This is a genomic window from Ruegeria sp. CH10, from assembly GCF_056537125.1.
The window spans coordinates 526628-552384 of the sequence record NZ_JBQFQY010000003.1 but is presented as its reverse complement, the minus strand read 5'-3'; the positions used below and the strand labels follow the sequence as shown (position 1 = coordinate 552384).

Genomic DNA, 25757 nt, shown 5'->3' with positions numbered 1-25757 from the left:
CTGCGGTCAGCGTCGTTTTACCGTGGTCAACATGCCCAATCGTGCCGATGTTGACGTGCGGTTTTGTACGCTCAAACTTTTCCTTTGCCATGATGGCCTCCTTTTTCGGTAATGAAGGGAGCCCCCGACCGGAGCTCCCTCAAATTTTGGGTTATGCGTATTTCGCCTGGATCTCGTCCGAGATGTTCTGCGGAACCGGATCGTAGTGATCGAACTGCATGGTGAACTGGGCACGGCCCGACGACATCGAACGCAGGGTGTTGATGTAGCCGAACATGTTCGCCAGCGGAACGAATGCGTCGATCGCGATGGCGTTACCGCGCGGCTCCTGACCAGACACCTGGCCACGACGCGAGGTCAGGTCGCCGATGATACCGCCGGTGTATTCTTCCGGGGTGATCACTTCGACCTTCATGATCGGTTCCAGCAGCTTCGCGCCAGCTTTGCGCATGCCTTCACGCATACACATCCGCGATGCGATTTCGAACGCCAGAACGCTCGAGTCAACGTCGTGGAACTTACCGTCCAGCAGGGCAACCTTGAAGTCGATCACGGGGAAGCCAGCCAGCGGGCCGCTGTCCATGACCGAGTTGATGCCTTTTTCAACACCGGGGATGTATTCCTTCGGAACGGCACCACCAACGATGCGGCTCTCGAACGAATAGCCTTCGCCCGCTTCGGTCGGCTGGATCTCCAGCTTGACTTCCGCGAACTGACCCGAACCACCCGACTGTTTCTTGTGGGTGTAGGTGTGCTCGACCGGCATCGAGATAGTTTCACGATAGGCCACCTGCGGTGCACCAATGTTCGCTTCAACCTTGAACTCGCGCTTCAGACGGTCAACCAGGATGTCCAGGTGAAGTTCGCCCATGCCTTTCATGATGGTCTGACCGGATTCCAGATCAGTTTCCACACGGAAGGACGGGTCTTCGGCGGCCAGACGGGCCAGACCCTGGGACATCTTCTCTTGGTCGCCCTTGGTTTTGGGCTCAACCGCGATTTCGATCACCGGATCGGGGAAGGTCATGGTTTCCAGAACCACCGGATCCTTCGCATCACACAGGGTGTCACCGGTGGTGGTGTCTTTCAGACCCGCCAGCGCGATGATGTCGCCTGCAAACGCTTCTTCGATCTCTTCCCGGTTGTTCGAGTGCATCATCATCATACGACCGATGCGCTCTTTCTTACCTTTGGTCGAGTTCAGGATCGAGTCGCCCTTGTTCATGGTGCCCGAGTAGATCCGGGTGAAGGTCAGCGAGCCAACGAAGGGGTCGTTCATGATTTTGAACGCCAGACCCGAGAATGCCATCGCGTCATCGGCACGACGGGCGATGTCACGAACTTCTTCCTCGTCGCCGGGTTTGAAGCCCATGTAATCAACAACGTCCAGCGGGCTGGGCAGATAGTCGATCACAGCATTCAGCAGCGGCTGAACGCCTTTGTTCTTGAACGCCGAACCACCCAGAACCGGAACAAACGCGATGTCCAGGGTACCTTTGCGCAGCAATTTGCGCAGGGTCGGAACGTCGGGCTCATTGCCTTCCAGGTATTCCATCATCGCGTCGTCGTCCATTTCGACGGCCGCTTCGATCATCTTGCCGCGCCATTCGTCAGCCATGTCTTTCAGGCTGTCGCGGATGGGGGCTTTGATCCAGCTTGCGCCCAGATCTTCGCCCTGCCACAGCCACTCTTCCATGGTGACCAGGTCGATCAGACCTTCCAGCTCGGACTCGGCGCCGATCGGAATACCAACCGGAACAGCGCGTGCGCCGGTGCGGTCTTCGATCATGCGAACGCAGTTGAAGAAGTCTGCGCCGATCTTGTCCATTTTGTTGACGAAAACCATACGCGGAACCTTGTAGCGGTCAGCCTGACGCCACACGGTTTCGGTCTGGGGTTCAACACCGGCGTTTGCGTCCAGAACGCAGACGGCACCGTCGAGAACCGCCAGCGAGCGTTCGACTTCGATGGTGAAGTCAACGTGGCCGGGGGTGTCGATGATGTTCAGGCGGTGCTTGGGGGTATCGGCGGTCTGACCGTCTTCGGTGCGTTCCCAGAAGGTGGTGGTCGCAGCCGAGGTGATGGTGATGCCGCGTTCCTGCTCCTGCTCCATCCAGTCCATGGTGGCTGCACCATCGTGCACCTCACCGATGTTGTGGGATTTACCAGTGTAATACAGGATACGCTCCGAGCAGGTGGTCTTACCTGCGTCGATGTGCGCCATGATACCGAAGTTACGGTACAGTTCGAGCGGATATTCGCGTGCCATTTTTGATAAGCCTCTGAATTACCAACGGTAGTGGCTGAAGGCTTTGTTCGCCTCGGCCATCTTGTGGGTGTCTTCGCGCTTCTTCACGGCGGTACCGCGGGACTGTACAGCGTCCAGCAGTTCGCCGGCGAGGCGTTCTTCCATGGTGTTTTCGTTGCGGCCGCGCGCAGCAGTGATCAGCCAGCGGATGGCCAGTGCTTCGCGGCGCTCGGGGCGCACTTCGACCGGAACCTGATAAGTTGCACCACCAACCCGGCGCGAGCGAACCTCAACCGACGGTTTGATGTTGTCGAGCGCTTCGTGGAACACTTCGACCGGTGCGCGCTTGATCTTGCCTTCAACGCGGTCAAAGGCGTTGTAGACGATGCGCTCTGCGACCGACTTCTTGCCGTCGATCATCAGGTTGTTCATGAATTTGGTCAGTACCTTGTCGCCAAATTTGGCGTCAGGCAGGACTTCGCGTTTTTCGGCGGCGTGACGACGTGACATATCAGCCTCTCCTTCTTACTTGGGACGCTTCGCGCCGTATTTCGAACGGCGTTGCTTACGATCTTTGACGCCCTGAGTATCCAGAACACCGCGCAGGATGTGGTAACGCACACCGGGAAGGTCTTTCACACGGCCGCCACGGATCAGAACAACCGAGTGTTCCTGCAGGTTGTGGCTTTCACCGGGGATGTACGAGATGACCTCGAACCCGTTGGTCAGGCGCACCTTGGCAACCTTACGCATAGCCGAGTTCGGTTTCTTCGGTGTGGTGGTATACACACGGGTGCAGACGCCGCGTTTCTGCGGGCACTGCTCCAGGTGCATGGACTTCGAGCGTTTGACTTTGGGCTGCCGCGGTTTGCGGATCAGCTGTTGAATAGTTGGCATTCCGGTTTCTTCCCCGTTTTGCAACACACATGACATGCACGCGCATTGCGTGCGGTTAAACTTTGCTGCACTCATGCGTCCACAAGCGCAAAACCCGCGAGCGTTCCCATTCCGAGGTGAACGTCGCGGTTGGTTATCAGAGGACGCGAACTGCAAAATTGTCCGGGTCTTGACCAGTCCATTACTGAGATCGGTTTTGGGGCGGCCCCCGGTACCGAGATGGGCGCGTAATAGGGGGAGTCGGGCCAAGTGTCAACAGTAACCCCCTGTCAGAAAGTCACGCCACCTGTGCCCCCTATCTACGCGCCGGTTCTTGCAGTTTCCACCCCCGATGCACGTTGCGGCTTTCGGGACGCGCGGGCATAGTCACAGCGACGGTCTGAACCACGGATGAACCATGCAAATCATCGGCCTGTGCCGCTTTTCCTACCCCGCCCATGGCGGCTTTCAGGTCGAACATGACACGATCGAGGAACGACGCGCTTACCTGTACAACCCCGCCCGGCTTGAGGAACGGTTCCGCCTGTTCGAAACCACCACCCTGCCCTGCCTGCGCGAACAGACGGACGAAGACTACCAGTTGAAGATTGTCATCGGGGAATGCCTGCCCAAACCCGCCCTTGACCGGCTGCACGACCTGACCGCAGGTATGAAACAGGTTGAGATCCTCGCCCGCCGTCCGATGCGCCACCGCCGGGTCATGAAAGACGTATTGAACGCCGCACGCGACAACCCGGATGCGCCGTGCATTCAATTCCGTCATGACGACGATGACGCTGTATCGGTGGATTTCATCGAACGCCTGCGCATTGCCGCAGATGAAAACAAAAGCTTGCTGCAAAACAACAAGACCGTCGCCATCGACTACAATCAGGGGTTTCTGGCCAGGTTCGGGGCCGATGGCATTCAGGCGGCGCCCGTCTTTCGGTCCCTGCTGGGGATTGGCTTTGCCATGCATGTGCGCGGGGGATGCGAGCTGACGATCATGAACTTCACCCACAACCGGATCGGGAACTTCATGCCGGCGGTCAGCTACCCCGACGCGCCCATGTGGGTGCGGACGTTGAACCAGTTCAATGACTCTCCGCACGCGCGCAACAGCGCAACCGAGCTTTCCCCCCTGACGCCCGAGCTTGAGGGCGAATTCATCGCGCGCTTTGCCATTGATCAGGATGCGGTTCGGCGGGCTCATTCACCCGCATGAGCCCGTCTTTCACGCAATAGTGTGAACAGCCCGGCGCCGACGACCAGGCCCGCGCCCAGCAGAGTGATGATATCCGGCCAGTCGCCGAACACAAGCCAGCCCAGGGCCAACGCCCAGATCAGGCTTGAATAGCGAAACGGCGCAATAAACCCGACCTCGCCCACGCGCATCACCATGACGCTGCACAAATATCCCGCAAGTACGAATACCGCCGCGCAGGCGACCATGGCCCCGGCCGCAGGGGGTACCGGCTGCCAGCCCGACACAGACGCGGCGATCGCGGCGGCCAGCGTGATGCTCAGCGAAGTCGCAAGGGTCACTGCCAGCGAAGGCACATGGACGGACATCCGCCGCGTGATCAGATCGCGGACAGTAACGGACGCGACCGCAATCAGCGCATAAATCGCATAAAGATCGAACCCGTCAGGGCCCGGTCGCACGATCAGCAGCATCCCGATGAACCCCAGCGCAATGGCCAGCACCCGCCGCCACCCGATCCGTTCGCGGAAAAACAGCACCGCCCCAAGCGTCACGGTCAGCGGCAAGGCCTGCAATACCGCCGTCACATTGGCCAACGGCATATGCAAAAGTGCCGTCAGGAAAAAGAACGTGGCCGCCAGTTCGGCCAGGCAACGCGCCGCGATCAGCCATTTGTCATGATGCGGAAAATTCAGATGCAGCGCCCCAAGATACCGCGCCATCAGATAGACAAGAGCCGTCGCCACCACCCCCCGCATGGCCACCATCTGAAACAGAGGCACTTGCTCACCGGCCAGTTTGATCAACGTATCATTGATGGTAAAACCCGCCATGCTGCCCATCATCAACAGCGCACCTTTTACGTTTGGGGTCATAGTGGCGGCTTCCAGGACTATCTAAAGCTCAACCCATAGACAGAGCGCACAGTGATTTTGTCAACTGCCCCTTTCGTTGGATTCGGTCAGCCGGTAAACACAACCAACCTACGGCCTAAACCCGACCGCCTAATGCGTGTGAGGCTGAGCTGCTCAGGCATCACAAAAGGTTGGCTTTGCGGTCAGAGCCGTCTTTTACTCACGCGGCTATTGCTGACGCAGCATTTGCTCGCAGGTGTGGCACAATTCACGCTGCAGTGGAGCCGATGGCGCCAGACCGGACGTTTGTTTGTTGAGATTTGACCCAAGTCGAAACCGAGCTTTCGCCACAACCTATTTCGAAAAACCAGACGCGGGACTTTGCCGTCAATCGATTTCGAACTTTGGCTAACGCGGCATTTGTTTGCGTTTGTGGCATCGGCTCTTTTGCGCTGCAGAGACTGTTGCGATGGGGGTTATGATTGAGCTGTTTTATCAGTGTCACCTGCGACGGTCCACGTTCAACTTGGCGATGTCACCCATCTGCTGTGCGATTTGTTGGAGTAGTATTCTGCCAGACGTCTCGGCAAACACCTTTGGTAGATCCTGCAACTCGCCTTTTCTGGCAACCACTGTCAAAGTCCGGGAGAGGCCGGAAACGGGGAGGTTCAACAGCCTGAGCCTCATGTTTTCCACCAGCCCATCAATCAGCAGCGTCGGCGTCAGCAGGCTGAACCCCTGACCGGCAGACACACAGGATGTGACCATACTTGAGCGATCTGCCTGAATGACTCTGTCAGGTTCGAACCTGAGTCGACGCAGGTGTTGAGCAATCTGGCGTCCTGCGTTTGTTGTGTCTCCGAACCGCACAAGCGGCAGCTGCGATTGAATCACCTCAAGAGTGTCTGTTGGACCATCATAGGTCTCAGGAAGCACCAGCAGGTATCGTTCGCTCAGCACCTGGTGACGCTCCAACCCATCCATATCAAGGAACGGGTTCGAGGTGATCGCCAGATCTGCTTGTTTGGTACGCAAGAGGTGTTCGTGATTTCCACTTTGACCGGCGTGCAGCGTGATGTCTTCGATCTGGAAGTCCTGCTGTGCAAGATCAATCAAAGCTGGTGTCAGTGTTGTTGCGATTGACGCTTGCATGCTGACACGCAGAAGGGTCAAGCGGTTCTGACCAACATGGCGCAATTCGGTTTCCATATCCGACATGGCATGCAGAATTTTCTGGGCTTTGCCATGCAGGCGCGTACCCGCATAAGTCAATCGCGCCGGGCGGGTGCTGCGATCCAGCAAAGTGGTATCGAAGGCCTTCTCAAGCGCTGTGATGTGTTGCGAAGCTGCGGGTTGTGAAAGGTTAAGAAGTTTTGCACCGGCCCGCATCTGTCCTGTCTCAGCAACTGCAACGAAGACTTCAAGCGAGCGCATCAGGCTTGGTGACAGTTTCCGGCGATCCAGCATAACGCATCCTTAGTATAAGAATAATTTATACTGATCGTATTTTCTTGGTTTGTGTCAAGCGCTGGTCAAGAGTTCCGGCATGACACGCCAACGCACATCTCGCCGACGCAAATCTGCCAATCATCTTGGAGCGCAGGAGCCGCGCACGCCGTTCATCCTGCGCAGGCTTTCAACCTTCAATGTGCTTGGCGAGGCGGGGCTGGAGCAGATCGAGGCCAATGCCGATTCCATCCTGTCCGAGACGGGGATGGAGTTTCAGGACGACCCCGAGATCCTGCAGATTTTTGCAGATGCCGGTTGCGATATAGACGGCACCCGCGTGCGTTTCTCCCCCGGTTTTTGCCGCAAGACCATTACTGCCACCGCCCCCACTCAGTTTACACAGCACGCGCGCAATCCGGCCAACAACGTCCAGCTTGGCGGCGATGCCAGCGTTCTTTGCCCCTCATGGGGCCCTCCCTTCGTGCATGATCTGGACCGGGGGCGGCGCTATGCATCTCATGAGGACTTCATAGATCTGGTCAAGCTGCATCATACACTGCCCTGGTTGCACCACTCCGGCGGTGTCGTGTGCGAGCCGGTGGACCTGCCTGCGAACAAACGCCATCTGGACATGCTGTACGGCCATATCCGCCATTCTGACCGGGCCTTTATGGGGGCCTTCATCGGAGCAGAACGCGCGGGTCACGCCATCGACATGGCGCGGATTGTATTCGGAGAGGAGTTCGTGGCCGAAAACGCCGTGCTCTACTGTGTCTCGAACACGAACGCACCGCTGGTGATGGACAGCCATATGTCCGGCGCGCTCAAGACCTATGCCCGAGCGGGACAGCCGGTGGCCTGCACCCCATGGGTTCTGACCGGGGCGATGTCGCCCTCAACTGTTGCCGGCACTTTGGCACAGGTGCTGGCGGAAACCCTGGCGGCCATGACACTGACCCAGTTGGTGAACCCCGGCGCGCCTTGTCTGATGGGCAGCTTTGCCTCGACCATGTCGATGAAATCCGGCGCGCCTACCTTTGGCACGCCCGAAGCCGGGTTGATGGTGTTGGCTGCTGGCCAGCTCGCCCGCAGGCTGGGGGTGCCGCTGCACACTGTGGGCACGCTCAGCGCGTCGAAACTGCCCGATGCGCAAAGTCAGCAAGAGGCGGCGTGGGGCCTGATGATGTCGATGTTCGCCGGGGCCAATCTGATAAATCACGCAACGGGCTGGCTGGAAGGCGGTCTTGTGACCTCGTTCGAGAAAACGATCATTGATCACGATCTCTGCGGCAAGATCGGTCGGTTCTTCGACGGCATCGACATGAGTGAGAACGCCCAGGCGATGGAGGCCATCGCCGCAACCGGTCCGGGGCAGCATTTTCTGGGGTCAGAACACACGCAGGCCAATTTCATGTCGGCCCTGTTCCGCCCGTGGACGCCGGATGACAATTCATTCGAACAATGGCAGGCCGCCGGTGAAAAGGACGCCGCAATGCGGGCGAATGCGATCTGGAAAGAGCGGTTGGCGGGGTACGAAGACCCCGGCCTCGATCCTGAGATTGACGCGGCCCTGCAGGACTACATCGCGATGCGCAAGGCGGAACAGCCGGATCGGGACTATTTCTGATGCCGCGGACCCTCATCATCGGCGGCGGCGTCATCGGGCTGAGCGTGGCTTATCATCTGGCCAGGCGCGGCGCAGATGATGTTACCGTTCTGGAACGCAATCAGCTGACCTCGGGCACCTCATGGCACGCGGCTGGAATCGTAGGTCCGCTGAGGGCGACCCCGAACATGACCCGGTTGGCCTCTGCCGCGTTGGAGGTGTTCCCAGCCCTTGAGGCCGAAACCGGCATGTCCACCGGATACCGTCGGACGGGCGGCTATTGGTTGGCGCGAGATCCTGCGCGTCTGGACGAGTTGCACCGCATCGCGGATCTGGGACAAACGCAGGGTTTGACCCCGCAGATGGTCGACGCCTCGGATGTGCCTGTGCCTCTGCTGGATCCGAGCAGCCATGTAGGCGCGCTTTTTGTGCCCGAAGATGCGAATGTGAACCCGGTCGATCTGTGCATGGCCTATGCCAGGGGCGCGCGGGATCGCGGGGTGGTGATCCGCGAGAATACGGGCGTTCAGACGCTGCGCAAAACGGGCGGGCGCATCGTCGGCGTTACCCTTGCAGATGGCACCGAATTGAACGCCGATCAGGTGGTCATCGCGACCGGCGCGTGGTCGCGCGAGTTGGCCGCCAGTGTCGGCGTGGCACTGCCTTTGCAGGCAGTCGAGCATATGTATGTCGTGACCGAACCTATGCCCGATCTGCCCAATCCATTCCCGGTGATCCGCGATCTGGATAGGGGTATTTATGTCAAGGGCGACGCGGGAAAACTGGTGATTGGCGGCTTTGAGCCCAACGCCAAATGCTGGGACGCTTATGGCCCCGAGGGTGACCGCCCCTTCCTTGAAATGGCCGAAGATTGGGACCAATTCGCCCCCTTCATGCAAGCCGCGCTGGAGCTGTGCCCGGCGCTGGAAACCACGGGCATTCAGCACTTCATGAACGGGCCGGAAAGCTTTACCGCCGACACGCGGCCCTTGGTGGGTGAGACCGAGATTGACGGACTGTTTGTGGCCGCTGGCATGAACTCGGTCGGTGTGATGTCCTCGGCCGGGATCGGCCGCGCGCTGGCTGATTGGATGGTTGATGGTATCCCCCCGATGGATATGTGGGAGGTCGATATCGCCCGCGTCGACCCCGCCACCGCGACGCCCGAACACATGGCCACGAGGATGCAGGAGGCTGTCGCCGACCTCTTCAACCTGCACTGGCCCTATAGGCAACCCAAATCCGGGCGCGGGCTGCGCAAAACCGCTTTGCACAACCACTGGGCCGCGCATGGCGCACATTTCGGCCTCACCGCCGGGTGGGAACGCGGCCTTTACTATGGCGCAGCGCAGGATTACTCCGTTGGCGCGCAGGGCTGGTGGCCGCTGGCACGGGCCGAAGCGGCGGTGATGGATCAGGGTACGGCGTTGATCGAGCTTTCGCCCTTCACCAAGCTCGACATCACCGGTCCCGGTGCGCTGGCGGCTCTCAACCACCTGACCACGGCGCAGATGGATGTGCCTGAGGGCCGTGTGGTTTACACCCAGATCGTCAATACGCGCGGCGGGATCGAGATGGATGTAAGCGTGACGCGGCTGGGGGCAGAAGCATTCCATCTGACCTCGGGCGCCGCCACCCGCGCCCGCGATCTCGCCTACCTGCGCCGCTACCTGACGGGCGATGTATCCATCCGCGACGTGACCGAGGATTTCTGCACCATTGGCGTCATGGGCGCGGGCAGCCGGGCGTTGCTGCAAGGTCTGGGCGAGTTGCCTGAGATGGCGTTCGCTCATGCTGCCGAGGCCCGCTTAGACGGCACTCCCTGCCGGGCCACCCGCGTCAGTTTCGTAGGCGAGCTTGGCTGGGAACTTACGGTTGCCAATGCTGACGCCCCGGCGCTGTTCGATGCGCTGATTGGCGCGGGTGCGAAACCCCTTGGACACTATGCGCTCGATGCCTGTCGTCTGGAAAAGGGTTTCAAACACTGGGGGCATGAGCTGGGGCCAGAGATCACGCCGCTGGAGGCCGGGCTTGGTTTCACCATCGACTGGTCCAAGGATTTCGCGGGCAGGGCGGCGCTGGAACATCAAAAGGCTGAAGGCGTCTCGCAACGTCTGGTGTTGCTGAACGTCGTAGGCGAGGCCCTGATGCTGCATGACGAACCTGTTTTCGAAGGCGACTGCCATGTGGGGTTGACCACCTCGGGCGGGCGAGGGCCGCGCACGGGGTTGAACCTCTGCTTTGCCTTGATCGCAGTCGCGCCGGGCGAGACGCTCAGCCAGACCTGCGAGAGGAAATTCACGATCCGGGTCGCCGGGCAGGACTACAGCGCAGAGCCGCTGCGTCGTCCGCCCTTTGACCCCTCAGGCGAAAGGATGCGCGCATGACCAGATGCCAGGTTGTCATCATCGGAGGCGGCGCGATGGGCGTGTCGCTTATGTATCATCTGATCAAGGCCGGTTGGTCCGATGTACTGCTGGTCGAGAAAAACGACCTGACCCACGGCTCGACCTGGCACGCGGCGGGGCTATGCACCCATTTCGCGCATAACCCAACCATTCAGGAACTGCGTGCCACCTCGGTGCGCCTCTACCGCGATATCCTGCCGGAAGAGACAGGGCGGGATTGCGGATTCCACCGCTCGGGCGCAATGCGGATAACGCGAAACCCGGATCGCATGGATGAGTTCCGCCACGTGGCGGGACTGTCGGATTTTACCGGCTATCCGCTAGAGGTCCTGACACCCGAGCGTATTGCCGAACTGCACCCATTGGCAAAACTCGACGGGATGATCGGCGGCATCTATGAACCGGATGATGGTCACGTCGACCCAACGCTTGCAACACAGGCGATGGCCGAAGTTGCCCGCAATGGTGGCGCGCAGATCTGGCGCAATTACCCCGTAACCGCGATCCGCCGCGCAGGGGCGCATTGGGTGATCGATACGCCTAAAGGCGCCGTGAAAACCGTGCATGTGGTGAACGCGGCGGGCACTTGGGGGTGGGAGATCGGGCATATGATGGGCCTGAACATCCCCTCTGTCCCGGTGCTGCATCAGTATCTGGTTACCGATACCGTAAAGGCGGTCAAAGACCGGATCGCGCAAGGCCTGCCGGAATTGCCCATCATCCGCGACCCCGAGGAAAGCTGGTATGTGCGGCAGGAGCGCGATGGCTTGATCCTTGGCCCCTATGAGAAAGAGGCGCAGGTCTGGTCTGTCGATGGCGTACCGCCCGAGTTCGGCGCGGATCTTATGCCGCCCGATCTGGACCGGGTCGAGCATATCATCATGGCCGCTATGGAACGTATCCCATCGCTGGAAACCGGCGGGGTGAAAACGGTTATCAATGGCCCGATCACCTTTACGCCCGACGCCAACCCGCTGATCGGCCCGGCCCATGGGTTGGACAACGCGTGGCTGCTGACAGGCTCGTCCATGGGGGTGATGGAGGGCGGCGGCGCAGGCTGGTTCCTGGCCCACTGGATGACACATGGCGCGCCGCCGATGGATGCACTCGCGGTGGATAGCCGCCGGTTTGGGTCGTGGGCGGATCGCGAGTACCGCGTGGCCAAGGCCATTGAATGTTTCGGCCTGCAATTCGGTGTTCATTACCCGCACGAAGAACGCCCGGCCGGGCGCGGCCTACGCGTTTCGCCTCTGCACGACCTGATGGCAGAGCGCGGCGCAGTGATGGGGGCAGCCCATGGCTGGGAACGGCCCAACTGGTTCACCGATATGCCCGGTGCCGTAGCCGATGAGACTTTCCGCCGGGCAAATTGGTTCGATGCCGTGGCCGCCGAGGTTGACGCCGCCACCAACCGCGTGGCCATTTCCGACCTATCGGTCTTCTCGAAATTCGATGTCACGGGGCCGGATGTGGCGGCGTTTCTTGAGGCGCTCGGTGCCAACCGCGCCGTGAAACCGGGGCGTATCGGGTTGACCCATGTTCTGACACCGACGGGTGGGGTTCTGTCGGAATTCACCGCCACCCGACTGGCCGAGGATCACGCCTATCTGACCTCAGCGGCGGCAGCCGAGGAAATCGACCTGGACCAGCTGACCAAGGTCGCCGCGGCATTCGATGTGACCGTCACCAACCGTTGCGAAGACCTGGCGGTGATCGGCGTCATGGGGCCGAAATCGCCCGAGGTGTTGCCCAAGCTTGCCGCCATGCCCTGGCTCACTGCCGAGAAAACCGAAATTGCCGGCATCCCCGTGCGTGCCCTGCGGGTTTCCTATCTGGGGGAATGCGGCTGGGAGCTGCATGTAGCGCGCGACCAGGCCGTCGCGCTCTTCATCAAGCTTGAAGAGGTAGCCAAACCCCATGGCCTTGGCTTCTATGGGGCCTACGCCGCCAATTCGATGCGGTTGGAAAAGGGTTATCGCGGGTGGGGCAGCGACCTGACCACCGAGCGCAGCCCCCTTGAGGCCGGATTGACGCCTTTCGTTCGTAAAGACCTGCGTGCGGAGCTGGCCCGCGAGAACGCCTGGGACATGGTATTGTTGGAGGTTGAGGCAGGCGAGGTTGATCCCTTCTACGCCCATACCATTTGGCGCGACGGCCAGCCGGTGGGCATCGTCACCTCGGGCGCCTATGGCCACCGCACAGGCAAGGTGCTGGCGTTGGCCTATCTGCGCGATGCAACCGCGCGCGACGGGCTGACGATCTCGATCCTCGGCCAGCATCGCACCGCAACCATTTTGCCCGAAGCCCCCTTTGATCCAAGCAACTCACGACTGACAGCCGGAGCACGCACATGACCGATCACCCCCTCCACACCGACTGGGATTTCTCGAACACCGCCGCGCGGCGCGACCAGTATTACGCCGCCTCGCTGACCCGCTTTACTCCTTTCCGCAAACCGATCGTGTTCCAGAAAGGACGGGGGCAGTATCTGTGGGATACGGATGGGCGCAAATATACCGATCTTCTGGGCATGAATGTCTGCATCTCGGTCGGCCATTCGCACCCGCGCGTGGTGGCGGCTGCGACGGCGCAGGCTCAAGAACTCACCCATTGCACGACCATGTTCTACCACCCCACTCCGGCCCATCTGGCCGAAGAACTGGCCGCGACCATGCCCAAAGGTCATGACTGGGTGGTGCATCTGACCAATTCAGGATCCGAGGCGATTGATCTGGCGATGACGATGGCGCGGACCTATACGGGCAACCTTGATCTGCTGGCTCTGCGCACCGCCTATCACGGACCAACGGCTGCGGCGCAGTCGATCACCGGCATCTCGGGCTGGCGTCACCCCGGCATGCCCGGCAACGTGGCCTTCGTGCCCGAACCCAACCAATACCGCGGCATCTTTGGCCCCGGTACACAGCCCTACCTCGATGAGATCGACCACACCATCAACACGGCGACCTCCGGCAAGGTCGCAGGCATGTTCGTTGAAAGCGTGCAGGGCTATGGCGGCATCATCGAAATGCCCAAGGGCTACATGTCCGGCGCGGCCGAGAAGGTGCGCGCGGCAGGCGGGCTTTATATTGCCGACGAGGTGCAATCGGGCTTTGGCCGCACCGGCGCGCATTTCTGGGGATTCGAGGCTGATGGCGTGGTGCCTGATATCGTCGTCCTGGCCAAAGGTTTGGGTAATGGCTTCCCCATCGGTGCGGTTGTCGCCAAGAAGCACATCGCCGAGCCGATGGCCGAGAAATTTATGTTCCACACCTACGGGGCCAACCCCACTTCGGCCGCCGCGGCGCGCGCTGTGCTGACCGTAATGAAGGATGAAGGACTGCAAGAGAACGCAGCCAAAGTCGGCAGCATGCTGCTGGAGCGCCTGCATGACCTCAAGGACAAGCACAAAGCCATCGGCGATGTACGCGGCAAGGGCCTGATGCTGGCCATCGAATTCGTCAAGGATCGTGACAGCAAAGAGCCGGATAAGGACATGACCACTGAGGTGTTTGAGGCCTGCCGCTCCCAAAGTGTCATTCTGTCGAAATCCGGCCCCTTCCAGCAATGCCTGCGTATGGTGCCGCCTCTGTGCCTGACTACGAAAGACGTGGATCAAGTTTCAAAAAGCCTTGATACGGCATTGTCAGATGCCGCAAATTAGCAGGCATGCAGACATTTGCGCGCCCCAACGAAACAGAGTTTGTACGCGCCCTGTAAGTTGTGGCACCAATCTTCGCGGCTTTGCGCATCAATGACCGTTATCCCCGTCACATCGCAGCGTTGCGAAGCGTGCAGATGCAGCGATTTTGGTCCTTTGTGCGCGAGCCGCTAGAGTTTGCGGAACCGGGTTGGGCTCATTCCGAACCGCTACTGCGGAGCGGCTGTAGGTGTGATCTGGATTGGCGAACGGCATGAGGCGCCCGCCAACATAATTCAGACGTCGATTTGTTCGGCGAAATTTAGGGCGTCTTCAAGTTCGACGCCAAGGTATCGGACAGCTTTGTCGACCTTTGTGTGACCAAGCAGTAGTTGAACCGCTCTGAGATTTCCTGTTTTCCGATTGATTTCTGCCGCCTTGGTCCGGCGCAGCGAATGGCTTCCATATCCGCTCGGTTCCAGCCCAATCGCGGCCACCCAATCCCGCACAAGTCGGCCATACTTGCGGGTCGAGATATGCGGGCGGTCACGAAACCGGCTCGCAAACATGAAGCGGCAGCCAATCATTTCCGGCGATTTGATCCACACAGCAATCGTATCATGGGTGTTTTCCGTCAGTTCGAACTGCACCGCCCGCTTGGTCTTGCTCTGGACCACAGAAACACGTTCCCGAACGCGGTCATCCTCGACCAGATCGGCCACCACCAGTTTGACTAGGCCGCAACCGCGCAACTTACTGTCGATGGCGAGGTTGAACAAAGCCAGATCACGTAGATTGCCCGCCAGTTCGAGCCGTGTCCGGATTGCCCAGACCTGCTTCGGTAACAGGGGTCGCTTCTGTCCGATGATACCCCCCTTTATTCCGTGCTTTTGGTTTGGGGATAACTGCGGGAAGTTGGACTCTTGGCATGATATGCCCTTCATTCCTCCCTCCGCGCCCAGTTATCAGCACAGCGCTGACGGGGCGATTTTACGATTTAAGGGAATGGCCTGTCTCTGAGATATGTGAATTGTGTCATCGCTGCAACCGCAGTGGGCCGTAAAGAGGCCAATGTTTCGAATGCTGCGACTAGTATCGGCATTTGCAGTGCGCGTTAAAGTGGGCTTTAAAAATATACCGATTAAACCAAAGCGCGCCTATACCTGAAACACCATGTTTGCGTACCAGTTGCCGTATTGTTGCCCCTCACGTGAAAGAAAAAATCGTTAGCTCGTGAATGCGCACAGTCCTGCAGTTATTCAGCTCGCGTTACTCTTCAAGAAGTTCACGAATATTGGCATCTAGCTGCGCAGTGAAGCCTTTGTCATTGCCTGGATTGGCAGCGCAATGGCCCCAAGGGGAATTGTAAGGGCGGAAGATGGCGCGAGGTATGTGGCGGGCCTCAATTTCATTGTCCTCTGGGGGAAAATAGAGATCCTGAGTGCAGGGCATCAGAATGGCACGAGCCTTGATGGCACCTAGCGCCAGTTTATAGTCGCCATCGTAAAGCGACCCGGCTGAGATGTCGCCCGCCTGCCAAGTGGCAAGCTTGGCCAGCAGATCGTTGGCGTCCCAGCCTTGCACATGGTCCTGTTCCCAATCTTGCATGAGCTCTTCAATGGATTGGAACCCGAGCTGCTCATAAAGCCTCTCGCGGTAAAAGGTCTGAGAGAAAGCCCAGCCTGCGTAGACCCGACCAAAAGCCTTGAGCCCGGCCTCAGGCGGGCTGCTATAGTTGCCGCCGTTCCAATTCTGGTCCGCACAAAGGGCAGCCTTGACCCCCTCGAGGAAGACGAAATTATGCGGTGAGGTTTTGGCCGAAGCACAGAAAGGTAAGATCGCTTGTACCATGTCCGGGTACTGCGCCGCCCACTGATAGGATTGACAGCCCGCCATTGACCAACCAGCGACAAGGGCGACTTTCTCGATCCCCAGGTGATCATGGATCAACCGATGCTGGGCAGTGATGTTGTCCCACATCTGCACCAGCGGAAAACGCGGGCCGTCCTGCGGCGCTGGCGTATTCGAGGGCGACGACGACCGACCATTGCCGAACATGTTCGGACTGACGATGAAGTGCCGCGCTGGATCAATCGCGCGACCCGGGCCAAAGAACCCCTCGTTACGGGAATTTGTACCTGTATAAAACGTGGGCAGAACGATGACATTGTCACGGGTGGCCGACAATGTACCGTAAGTCTGATAGGCAAGCTTGGCATCCTTCAATACCTCCCCCGACAAAAGTGGAAGGTCGCCAAGCTCGTATGTCTCAAAGTCCGACACCATCTGGTCATCTCCTGCCTCAGTAGAGTCGCAGATACTCCTGCACTTCCCAATCGGTGACCGATTGGTGATACCGCTCCCACTCGTCGTTTTTGTATTCGAGATAAGAGTTACGCATCACCGGTCCCATAACATGTTCCGCCATTGCATCGCCGCGCAGGGCTTCAATCGCGTTAAACAGGGTTCGCGGCAATCGGCGGATTCCAAGCTCGACAAGTTCAGCTTCGGTCTTGGAGTAAAGATCAAAATCCGTTGGTTCGCCCGGGTCGATCTTTTCTTTGATCCCCTTCACACTACAGGTCAGGTGCATCGCCATTGCCAGATAGACGTTCATGGTCATGTCGCAGGCACGGTTTTCGATGCAGTGGCGGCTCTGTGGCAGGCGGAATTGGGCCGAGCGATTGTTGAAGCCATAAGTGATATTGGTCGGGGCCCAGGTGACGGTGCCGCCCTCAAACCCCCCGACACGAGGTACTAGACCATTATAGGAATTCACGGTCGGGCAGGTGATCGCGGTGATCGCTTCTGCATGCTGCATCAATCCGCCGACGGCCCAGCGACTTTCGTCGCTCCATTCGCCATCGGGCGTTTCAAAGATGTTCTCGCCTGGACGGCTTTCATGCTGCATCGACATGTTGATATGCGCACCCGATCGCCAGTCACCCACGGTCGGTTTTGGCATAAAGGTTACGAACATCCCGTGCTTTTTGGCGACCTCTTTCAGGGTAATGCGCAGAAATGCCAGCCGGTCAGACATCTCCAGCAAGTTCGTGTAGTGGAAATCGAGCTCAAACTGGGAATATGCACCCTCGGCCACCACATCGTGCAAGTTCCAGCCCAAACCTTCGATGATGTCGATCAGGGTTTTCAGGAACGGCATCGAGTCAATGGAGTATTCCACATCATAGCCAAAGGCCTGACGACGCGGGCGAAACCCGTCCGCTGGGTCGTCGTCAAAGGCTTTCACAGGCTGTCCGGCGTCGTCGTATTTCATGACGATGAACTCGGGCTCGACCCCGGCATAACCTGTGTACCCTTCCAGCGCGGCCTCGTGCATGGCACGTTTCAGGGCCTGGCGCGGGCAGACATTGTAAGGGGCATCTTCCCAGTAGAGGTCCGAGAATATAATCGCCATCGATGTGTCCCACGGACAGATGTAGACGGCCTCGAGATCCGGCACGACCACCTGATCGCTGTCCGCAGGGCTAAGTTCAGGCACGTAAGAAATCGAATGCACCGCGAATTGCGGGCCTTTCCCAAGGCACAGCGGTTCAAAATCGCTCATCGGTACGGGTTTGGTTTTTGGGATTCCGTGCAGGTCAATCCAGGCGGCCATCACGTACTTAACGCCAGCCTTCTCCAAACGCTGCTGAACTTCCGGGATACGCGGGCGGTTACGCTCGACTGCGTCGTTGAATGTCTCGTAGTACATGCGGGCGTTGGTATTGTCCTTGGGCATTCGGTGTCCTCCGATCGAACAATCAATCAAATATCAATCACTGAGCGTGACTTCTCAGTGGTTGCAGTGGTTTCGTTTGTTCTGTCGCTCAGCGAAAATGGTGTTCAGCCGGGGACAAAATCGTCAGGGTCAATGCCCGGAACTTGGGTGATCCCGGCAAGCTGTTTCCAATTGTGAGGGTAGGCGGCATAGAAGATCACGCACTTGCCGTCCGCCTCGTAGGAAATGTGATTGTCCTTGGGGACAAACAGCACATCACCACGATTGCAGACATAGCTTTTGCCGTCGCAAACCAGCCGGAAGGTGCCCTCAAGACAATAAATGATCTCGTCACAGGTCAGATCCCACGGCACCTTGATGTTGTTCAGGACGTTGATACCGCCGCACATGGACTTGCTGAATTCGCTGGTCACCATCGGTTTGATGTAGGTGTCGCTGTCACCCATCGAATCGTAGCGATTTTGAACCAGATCGAATTTGAAAAGTTGAGGTGTGTCACCCATTTGGTCAGCCTTCCTGTGCCAGATGTTTCAGTATGGATTCGTTCAATTCGACCTTGTAACCGTCGGGGTCCTCGCAAAATGCAATGACTCTTGTGCCGTTTTTCATCGGTCCCGGCTGGCGGGTGATGTTTACTCCCTCTGCCGCCAGCTGTTCGCACGCGGCATAAACATCTGGCGTTTCGATGCAGATGTGACCCCAGCCGTCGCCTTTGTCATAGGGCGTGTCCTGATCCCAATTGGCTGTCAGCTCCAGCGTGGGAAACTCGGCCTCGGGCCCGTAGCCGATAAACGTGTTGGTGAATTTGCCTTCGGGGTAATCCGTGCGTCGCAACACTTCCATGCCCAGAATTCCGCAGTAGAAGTCCAGTGACTTCTCCATATCTGTAACCCGCATCATCGTATGGGCCAGACGAAACCCTTTGGATATGGACTTGTTCATTGGTCTTGTTCCTTCTTGATTAAGCACCGGCCACGTCCCGCTCGATCAGATCCTGAAAGGCGCGCACGCTGTCCTCCCAAGCGGGCGACAACAGACCCCCATCTTCGGCAACCGGGGATTTGCGGCCCTCAAACATGCGTTCAACCATCTCGTGATCTTCTTTGTGGACATCCCACCAAAGGTTTCTGAGGGCCTCTATTTCCTCGGCGTTCAGCTGTTGGCCTTCGGTGGTGTAAAGTGCCCGGTACTGGCGCATCTTTCCGGGACCAATGGGCACGTTCAGATAGACGCCCAGTTGATCAGGGAAATAACGACCCAGAATGAAGTTGGGGTACAGTGTCAGATATCGAGAGCTGACACCCAGACTGCCGGATGTGCCTAGTTCTTCGTTCAGATCCACCGCGCTGCCGATGCAGTTGCCGTCGATGAGGGTATAGTGGTTTTCCAACGGTTGTTCGGTGGTTGAGGCATGTACAAACTGGACGTGGTAGGGTTCGATAAAGTTCTCCATGATCAGTTTCCAGTTGGTGTCAATTTCACCAAAGTCGAGCAGTCCAATTGGTTCCACTCTAGTGAAATCCATTCCCTCCAGCCGACTGATCAAAGGCGCGGCATAGTCTTCGAAATCAGGTGCGTTCCCATCCAGATTGACGAAAATCCAATCATGCCAGACATGGGTGCGTACGGGTTTCAGCCGGTGCTCTTTTATGTCAAAACCATCGAACTCCTGCTTGCCGGTTCCGGCAAAATGCGGTGCCGCCCGCAGGCGTCCATCCAGATCATAGGCCCATGCATGATACGGGCAGCGGATCAGCTTACCGACATTCTTGGGTTTATCGACCAATGTCATGCAGCGGTGCAAGCAAACATTGTGAAAAACCTGGATGTCGCCATCACGACCGCGTACCGCCAGCAGTGGCAAGTCGGCGCAAGTGACAGGCTGCACATCGCCTGGTTTGGCTATCTGATGTGCAAAGCCGATGAACACCCAGTTCTTGGCCAGAACCGTCTGGCATTCCTGCTGCCAGAACTCTTCGCTGCGATACGCCCCCGCGGTGAGCCCGTGCTGAGGCCCGCTAACGGCTTGCACTCTTTCCTCGGCAATTGTCATTTGTCCTCCCTTCGACACTGCCACCGCACCCTTCGATCCAATGGTATGCGCATGGTTTTCACCGTTTCTCGCGGATGGCCTGTTTGCAGGCTCTGTCCCACCGCGCCGGGGTTGAAATTCTTAGCCTACGAATATCGCACACTTTCAGCTGTAAACTTTTCGATATTCGCTATGATTCCAGATTTTCTGGCAAGAATTAGAAACAATCTGGTCTAAAAGCGGCACGTAAGTACGAATTTCGAATTTTCTTGCCGCGCCGGTAATGAGATCCGCAATTTCAGTAGAATACTACGGGTAACTCGGCAAAGATTCCGAAATAGGGCACTTGGATTTTGCGGTGTTTAGCTCGAAAGATGTCGTTTTCCGCACTTCCTTCAGGAGAATTTGCAGGGGATGATTGCGGATTTCGATGCTCTCACTTAACCTCAGTTACGAATACAGCAATCGAGCATCAGGTTTATGGCGGTAAAAAAGCAATCGAACATGAGCGCTACTCAGCGCATTCGATCTCCAAGGGATGACTTGAACCAGCAGATCATCCGGCTTTTGCAGCAAGATGGTCGGATGGCCTTTTCTGAAATTGCGCAGCGGTTGGATGTCTCCGAAGGAACCATTCGTAACAGGGTGAGCGGGCTGCGAGACAACAACATGTTGCGGATCGTTGCGATGTCGGATCCTGTGGCCACAGAGTACACAACCGACGCGATGATTGGATTGAATGTAGCGGCTGGCGCGACCCCACGGCAGGTGGCAGAGCGGCTTGAAAAGAATCCCCGGGTTGTTTTCATCCTATGGGTCGCGGGCCGTTATGACCTGATTATCGAACTCGTCAGCGACGACGGTGACGCACTAAAGGAATTTCTTGAGCATGAAATCCACGCGAGTGACGATATTGCAAAGGCCGACGTTATGCCGGGGCTGCAAAATTTCAAAAACCAGTTCCTGCTGAAGCAGGGTGTGAGGGAGTGACCAGGGAGAAGTCCATCGCTGAAGCCAATAGAGCCAAAAGACTTCGACAGAGTTTTTTGAGCGATATTTAACGCCGATCTTGATGCCGCCTCCGACCGCAATCAGTCATCCAAATTGTGCGAAAGATGTAGTCTAAAACTCACTTTGAATGGCGGGTTCTTCAGCGAAGCGCCGCTTTGCGTTGGTGAACAATCACTCAGCTCAGACAAGCAATCGGCAGATTTGTCTCGCGCGGTGTCATGAACCAAGCATGTGCGGCGATTTTCGCACTGCGAGCGCGCGCAGCACAAAAATGCGATGACCGCGTTGGGCTCAAAGCGGACATTGGTGTTGGATTGAGCACCCTTAGAAAATCCCCTGTAGACACTCGCCCACAAAAGAAAAGGCCCCGCGTATCCGCAGGGCCTTCTGTGTTTTTCTATGGCGAAGTCTATTCGCGGCTTTCCGGTGTTTCCACCAGAACGTCCAGCTCGTCGCCAACCATGTCGTCGTCGATGGTCGGCGCAGCCAGGGCAGCGGCCGCTTCGGCCTCTTCCCGGCGGGCTTCGATAACGACGTTGTCGCGGCCTTGAGCAACCTGGCGCACGGCCTGGGTCGCACCGCCGGTACCGGCGGGGATCAGGCGACCGACGATGACGTTCTCTTTCAGGCCAACCAGCTTGTCCTTCTTGCCCTGAACCGAAGCCTCGGTCAGAACGCGGGTGGTTTCCTGGAACGACGCCGCCGAGATGAACGAACGCGTCTGCAGCGAGGCTTTGGTGATCCCCAGAAGGATCGGCTCGCCCTGTGCCGGACGACCACCGCGGGCGATGGTCTTCTCGTTGGCTGCGTCAAACTCTTGCTTGTCGACATGTTCGCCTTTCAGCAGGGTGGAATCGCCTGAATCCAGGATCTCCCACTTCTGCAGCATCTGGCGCACGATGACCTCGATGTGCTTGTCGTTGATCTTCACGCCCTGCAGACGATAAACATCCTGCACCTCGTCGATCATGTAATCCGCCAGCGCTTCGACACCCATGATGGACAGGATGTCATGCGGGGCTGGGTTACCGTCCATCAGGTATTCACCCTTCTGGATGAAGTCCCCTTCGGCGACCGGGATGTGCTTGCCCTTGGGCACCATGTATTCGATGGTCTCCATGGACTCGTCCGCCGGTTCGATGCTGATGCGGCGCTTGTTCTTGTAGTCGCGGCCAAAGCGCACGTAACCATCGGCTTCTGCGATGATCGCGTGATCTTTCGGACGACGGGCTTCGAACAGTTCGGCCACACGCGGCAGACCACCAGTGATGTCCTTGGTCTTAGCGCCTTCGCGCGGGATACGCGCAACAACGTCACCGGCTTCGATCTGCTGGCCATCTTCGACCGACAGGATCGCATCCACCGACATCGGATAGTGAACCGGGTTGCCCGCGTCGTTGCGGACCGGCTCGCCATCTTCACCGACCAGAATGATCTCGGGCTTGAGGTCGCTGCCTTTGGGGGCGGCGCGCCAGTCGATCACGATCTTCTGGGTCATACCGGTGGCTTCGTCGGTCTCGTCGCGGACGGCAAGGCCCGAAACAAGGTCAACGTATTTCGCAGTACCGGCTTTCTCGGCGATGATCGGCAGGGTGTAGGGGTCCCATTCGAACAGTTTGTCGCCACGGGCCACCGTTGCGCCGTCCTTGACGAACAGCTTCGAACCGTAGCTCAGCTTGTGGCTGGCCCGCTCTTCGCCATGCTCGTCGCTGATCACCAGCTTCATGTTCCGGCCCATGACCAGGCTTTCGCCTGCGGCATTGACCAGAATCTGCGGGTTCTCGAAGGAAACGATACCTTCCTGGCTGGCTTCCTGGAACGACTGCTGACCACCTTGGGCAACACCACCGATGTGGAAGGTCCGCATCGTCAGCTGCGTACCGGGTTCACCGATGGACTGGGCGGCGATGATGCCGACAGCTTCACCCGTGTTCACCATGGTACCGCGCGCAAGGTCACGACCGTAGCAGGTTGCACAAACGCCTTCCTCGGACTCACAGGTCAGAGGCGAGCGGATGCGCATCGAGGCAACACCGGCTTCGTCGATGGTATCTGCCATGCGCTCGTCGATCAGCTGACCTGCAGCCACGATCACCTCATCGGTGCCCGGACGCAGGACATCGTCTGCGGCCACACGGCCCAGCACACGTTCGGCCAGCGAGGCGACAACCTCACCGTCGTTCACGGCTGCTTCGGCGGTGATGGCGCGCTCGGTGCCACAGTCGATCTCACGAACGATACAGTCTTGCGCCACGTCCACCAGACGACGGGTCAGGTAACCCGAGTTCGCCGTCTTCAGAGCGGTATCCGACAGACCCTTACGGGCACCGTGGGTCGAGTTGAAGTACTCGAGAACGGTCAGACCTTCTTTAAAGTTCGAGATGATCGGCGTCTCGATGATGTCACCGTTCGGCTTGGCCATCAGGCCGCGCATACCGCCCAGCTGTTTCATCTGAGTGACCGAGCCACGCGCGCCCGAGTGGGCCATCATGTAGACCGAGTTCGGTTCCTGTTCGGACCCATTCTCTGCCCGTTCAGACGACGAAATGGTGCTCATCATCGCCTCAGTCACGCGGTCGTTACACTTCGACCAGGCATCAACAACTTTGTTGTACTTTTCGCCCTGAGTGATCAGGCCGTCCATGTACTGCTGTTCAAAGTCCTTCACCTGACTGCGGGTGTCATCAACGATGCCCCACTTGTCGTCGGGGATAACCATGTCGTCTTTACCGAACGAGATGCCCGCCTTGAACGCTTCTTTGAAGCCCATCGACATGATCTGGTCACAGAAGATAACCGACTCTTTCTGACCGCAATAGCGGTAGACCGTGTCGATGACCTGCTGCACTTCTTTCTTCCGCAGCAGGCGGTTGACCAGCTCGAACGGGGCTTTGTTGTTCATTGGCAGCAACGCACCCAGACGCAGACGGCCCGGAGTAGTCTCGTAACGCTTCTGAACTTCGTTGCCTTCGTCGTCGATCTGCGTGATCCGCGCGGTGATCTTGGTGTGCAGGTGCACTTCGCCGGAATCCAGCGCGTGCTGAACTTCGTCGATCGACCCGAACACCTTGCCTTCGCCCGGCATCCCTTCGCGTTCCAGGGTCACATAGTACAGACCCAGGATCATATCCTGCGACGGAACGATGATCGGCGCACCGTTTGCAGGCGACAGAACGTTATTCGTCGACATCATCAGAACACGGGCTTCCAGCTGGGCCTCAAGGCTCAGCGGGACGTGAACGGCCATCTGGTCACCGTCGAAGTCGGCGTTAAAGGCCGAACAGACCAGCGGGTGCAGCTGGATGGCTTTACCTTCAATCAGGACCGGTTCGAACGCCTGAATGCCAAGACGGTGCAGCGTCGGCGCACGGTTCAGCATAACAGGGTGTTCACGGATCACCTCGTCGAGGATATCCCACACTTCGGGACGCTCTTTCTCGACCAGTTTCTTCGCTTGTTTCACGGTCGAAGACAGACCCTTGGCTTCAAGGCGCGAATAGATGAACGGCTTGAACAGTTCCAGCGCCATCTTCTTGGGCAGACCACACTGATGCAGCTTCAGCTCCGGGCCGGTCACAATGACCGAACGGCCCGAGAAGTCGACGCGTTTACCCAGAAGGTTCTGACGGAAGCGACCCTGCTTACCTTTCAGCATGTCCGAGAGCGATTTCAGCGGACGCTTGTTGGCGCCGGTGATCACGCGGCCACGACGGCCGTTGTCGAACAGAGCATCCACGGATTCCTGCAGCATCCGCTTTTCGTTGCGGACGATGATGTCAGGCGCGCGCAGTTCGATCAGACGCTTCAGACGGTTGTTCCGGTTGATGACGCGGCGATACAGATCGTTCAGATCCGAGGTCGCGAAACGGCCACCATCCAGCGGAACCAGCGGACGCAGTTCCGGCGGAATGACCGGGATCACGGTCATCACCATCCATTCGGGCCGGTTGCCCGACTCGAGGAAGGATTCAACAACCTTCAGACGCTTGATGATCTTCTTGGGCTTCAGTTCGCCGGTTGCTTCGGCCAGATCAGCGCGCAGCTGTTCGGCTTCGGCTTCGAGATCGATCTGGGCCAGCATCTCACGGATGGCTTCGGCACCGATATTGGCGGTGAACGCGTCCATGCCGTAGGCATCTTGCGCATCCATGTACTCTTCTTCGGTCAGCATCTGGCCGTAGGTCAGGTCAGTCAGACCAGGCTCGATGACGACATAGTTTTCAAAGTACAGAACGCGTTCCAGATCACGCAGCGTCATGTCCAGCATCAGACCGATGCGGGACGGCAGCGATTTCAGGAACCAGATATGTGCAACGGGCGCGGCCAGTTCGATATGGCCCATACGCTCGCGGCGGACTTTCTGCAGGGTGACTTCCACACCGCATTTCTCGCAGACAACGCCGCGATACTTCATCCGCTTATATTTGCCGCACAGGCATTCGTAATCTTTGATCGGGCCAAAGATACGCGCGCAGAACAGACCGTCACGCTCGGGCTTGAACGTCCGGTAGTTGATGGTTTCGGGTTTCTTGATCTCGCCATAGGACCAAGACAGGATCCGCTCAGGCGACGCCAACGAGACCTTGATCTCGTCGAAAACCTTCGGAGGCGTCAGCGGGTTGAACGGGTTGTTGGTGATTTCCTGGTTCATTTTGCATCCTTACAAATTGGGATGGGATGAGTGTGG

19 protein-coding genes are annotated in these 25757 nt (G+C 58.2%); 6 read left to right on the top strand and 13 right to left on the bottom strand.

What is annotated here, in order from left to right; all coding sequences use genetic code 11:
* The 4 genes from ACRZ94_RS12925 to rpsL all read right to left on the bottom strand — a co-directional run.
* On the bottom strand, nt 1–91 hold a 91-nt coding region (locus ACRZ94_RS12925; RefSeq protein ID WP_215675807.1), incomplete at its 3' end, for a GTP-binding protein.
* Between the two features lie 60 nt (nt 92–151).
* Nucleotides 152–2269: an elongation factor G gene (fusA, locus tag ACRZ94_RS12920; RefSeq protein ID WP_480797509.1), complete on the bottom strand. Its 2118-nt coding sequence runs from the start codon at nt 2267–2269 to the stop codon at nt 152–154.
* Between the two features lie 18 nt (nt 2270–2287).
* Nucleotides 2288–2758 (bottom strand): 30S ribosomal protein S7, encoded by a 471-nt coding sequence (rpsG, locus tag ACRZ94_RS12915; RefSeq protein ID WP_008756926.1) that lies wholly within the window; start codon nt 2756–2758, stop codon nt 2288–2290.
* Nucleotides 2759–2773: 15 nt separating this feature from the next.
* Nucleotides 2774–3145 (bottom strand): 30S ribosomal protein S12, encoded by a 372-nt coding sequence (gene rpsL / locus ACRZ94_RS12910; protein ID WP_005621086.1) that lies wholly within the window; start codon nt 3143–3145, stop codon nt 2774–2776.
* Between the two features lie 397 nt (nt 3146–3542).
* Between rpsL and ACRZ94_RS12905 the strand changes: the two genes are divergently transcribed.
* Nucleotides 3543–4349: a putative rhamnosyl transferase gene (locus ACRZ94_RS12905; protein WP_480653913.1), complete on the top strand. Its 807-nt coding sequence runs from the start codon at nt 3543–3545 to the stop codon at nt 4347–4349.
* Here the strand turns inward: ACRZ94_RS12905 and ACRZ94_RS12900 are convergent.
* On the bottom strand, nt 4334–5203 hold the full coding sequence (locus tag ACRZ94_RS12900; RefSeq protein ID WP_480653911.1) for a DMT family transporter: 870 nt from the start codon (nt 5201–5203) through the stop codon (nt 4334–4336). The genes ACRZ94_RS12905 and ACRZ94_RS12900 overlap by 16 nt on opposite strands.
* A 480-nt stretch (nt 5204–5683) precedes the next feature.
* Nucleotides 5684–6649 (bottom strand): LysR family transcriptional regulator, encoded by a 966-nt coding sequence (locus ACRZ94_RS12895; protein WP_480653909.1) that lies wholly within the window; start codon nt 6647–6649, stop codon nt 5684–5686.
* 79 nt (nt 6650–6728) lie between these two features.
* Between ACRZ94_RS12895 and ACRZ94_RS12890 the strand changes: the two genes are divergently transcribed.
* The 4 genes from ACRZ94_RS12890 to ACRZ94_RS12875 are packed head-to-tail and all read left to right on the top strand — an operon-like array spanning nt 6729 to nt 14309.
* Nucleotides 6729–8258, top strand: coding sequence for a trimethylamine methyltransferase family protein (locus ACRZ94_RS12890; RefSeq protein ID WP_480653907.1), 1530 nt, complete (start codon nt 6729–6731; stop codon nt 8256–8258).
* The gene (locus tag ACRZ94_RS12885; protein WP_480797508.1) at nt 8258–10624 is read left to right on the top strand and encodes a GcvT family protein; all 2367 of its coding nucleotides are present in this window, start codon (nt 8258–8260) and stop codon (nt 10622–10624) included. The genes ACRZ94_RS12890 and ACRZ94_RS12885 overlap by 1 nt, the downstream gene beginning before the upstream one ends.
* Nucleotides 10621–12999, top strand: coding sequence for a GcvT family protein (locus tag ACRZ94_RS12880; protein ID WP_480797507.1), 2379 nt, complete (start codon nt 10621–10623; stop codon nt 12997–12999). The genes ACRZ94_RS12885 and ACRZ94_RS12880 overlap by 4 nt, the downstream gene beginning before the upstream one ends.
* The gene (locus ACRZ94_RS12875; protein WP_480797506.1) at nt 12996–14309 is read left to right on the top strand and encodes an aspartate aminotransferase family protein; all 1314 of its coding nucleotides are present in this window, start codon (nt 12996–12998) and stop codon (nt 14307–14309) included. Before ACRZ94_RS12880 ends, ACRZ94_RS12875 begins: the two co-directional genes overlap by 4 nt.
* 272 nt (nt 14310–14581) lie before the next feature.
* Here ACRZ94_RS12875 and ACRZ94_RS12870 read toward each other — a convergent pair whose 3' ends face one another.
* The 6 genes from ACRZ94_RS12870 to ACRZ94_RS12845 form a co-directional block, all read right to left on the bottom strand.
* On the bottom strand, nt 14582–15229 hold the full coding sequence (locus ACRZ94_RS12870; RefSeq protein ID WP_480797505.1) for a tyrosine-type recombinase/integrase: 648 nt from the start codon (nt 15227–15229) through the stop codon (nt 14582–14584).
* Nucleotides 15230–15554: 325 nt separating this feature from the next.
* Nucleotides 15555–16571, bottom strand: a complete 1017-nt coding sequence (locus ACRZ94_RS12865) for an alpha/beta fold hydrolase (RefSeq protein ID WP_480797504.1) — start codon at nt 16569–16571, stop codon at nt 15555–15557.
* 16 nt (nt 16572–16587) lie between these two features.
* Nucleotides 16588–18027 (bottom strand): glutamine synthetase family protein, encoded by a 1440-nt coding sequence (locus ACRZ94_RS12860; protein ID WP_480653897.1) that lies wholly within the window; start codon nt 18025–18027, stop codon nt 16588–16590.
* A 104-nt stretch (nt 18028–18131) separates the two neighbouring features.
* Nucleotides 18132–18530 carry a cupin domain-containing protein gene (locus ACRZ94_RS12855; RefSeq protein ID WP_306201564.1) on the bottom strand — a complete coding sequence of 133 codons (399 nt, stop codon included), beginning with the start codon at nt 18528–18530 and terminating at the stop codon, nt 18132–18134.
* 4 nt (nt 18531–18534) lie between these two features.
* Nucleotides 18535–18969, bottom strand: a complete 435-nt coding sequence (gene gloA, locus ACRZ94_RS12850; protein ID WP_480653895.1) for a lactoylglutathione lyase — start codon at nt 18967–18969, stop codon at nt 18535–18537.
* A gap of 19 nt (nt 18970–18988) precedes the next feature.
* A complete protein-coding gene (locus tag ACRZ94_RS12845; RefSeq protein WP_480653893.1) occupies nt 18989–20080 on the bottom strand; it encodes an aromatic ring-hydroxylating oxygenase subunit alpha in 1092 nt (363 codons plus the stop codon).
* Nucleotides 20081–20602: 522 nt separating this feature from the next.
* Here ACRZ94_RS12845 and ACRZ94_RS12840 point away from each other — a divergent pair.
* On the top strand, nt 20603–21049 hold the full coding sequence (locus ACRZ94_RS12840) for an Lrp/AsnC family transcriptional regulator (protein ID WP_480653891.1): 447 nt from the start codon (nt 20603–20605) through the stop codon (nt 21047–21049).
* A gap of 430 nt (nt 21050–21479) precedes the next feature.
* On the opposite strand, the gene rpoC is transcribed toward ACRZ94_RS12840, so the two are convergent.
* Nucleotides 21480–25721, bottom strand: a complete 4242-nt coding sequence (rpoC, locus tag ACRZ94_RS12835) for a DNA-directed RNA polymerase subunit beta' (protein ID WP_480653889.1) — start codon at nt 25719–25721, stop codon at nt 21480–21482.
* Nucleotides 25722–25757: the final 36 nt, after the last annotated feature.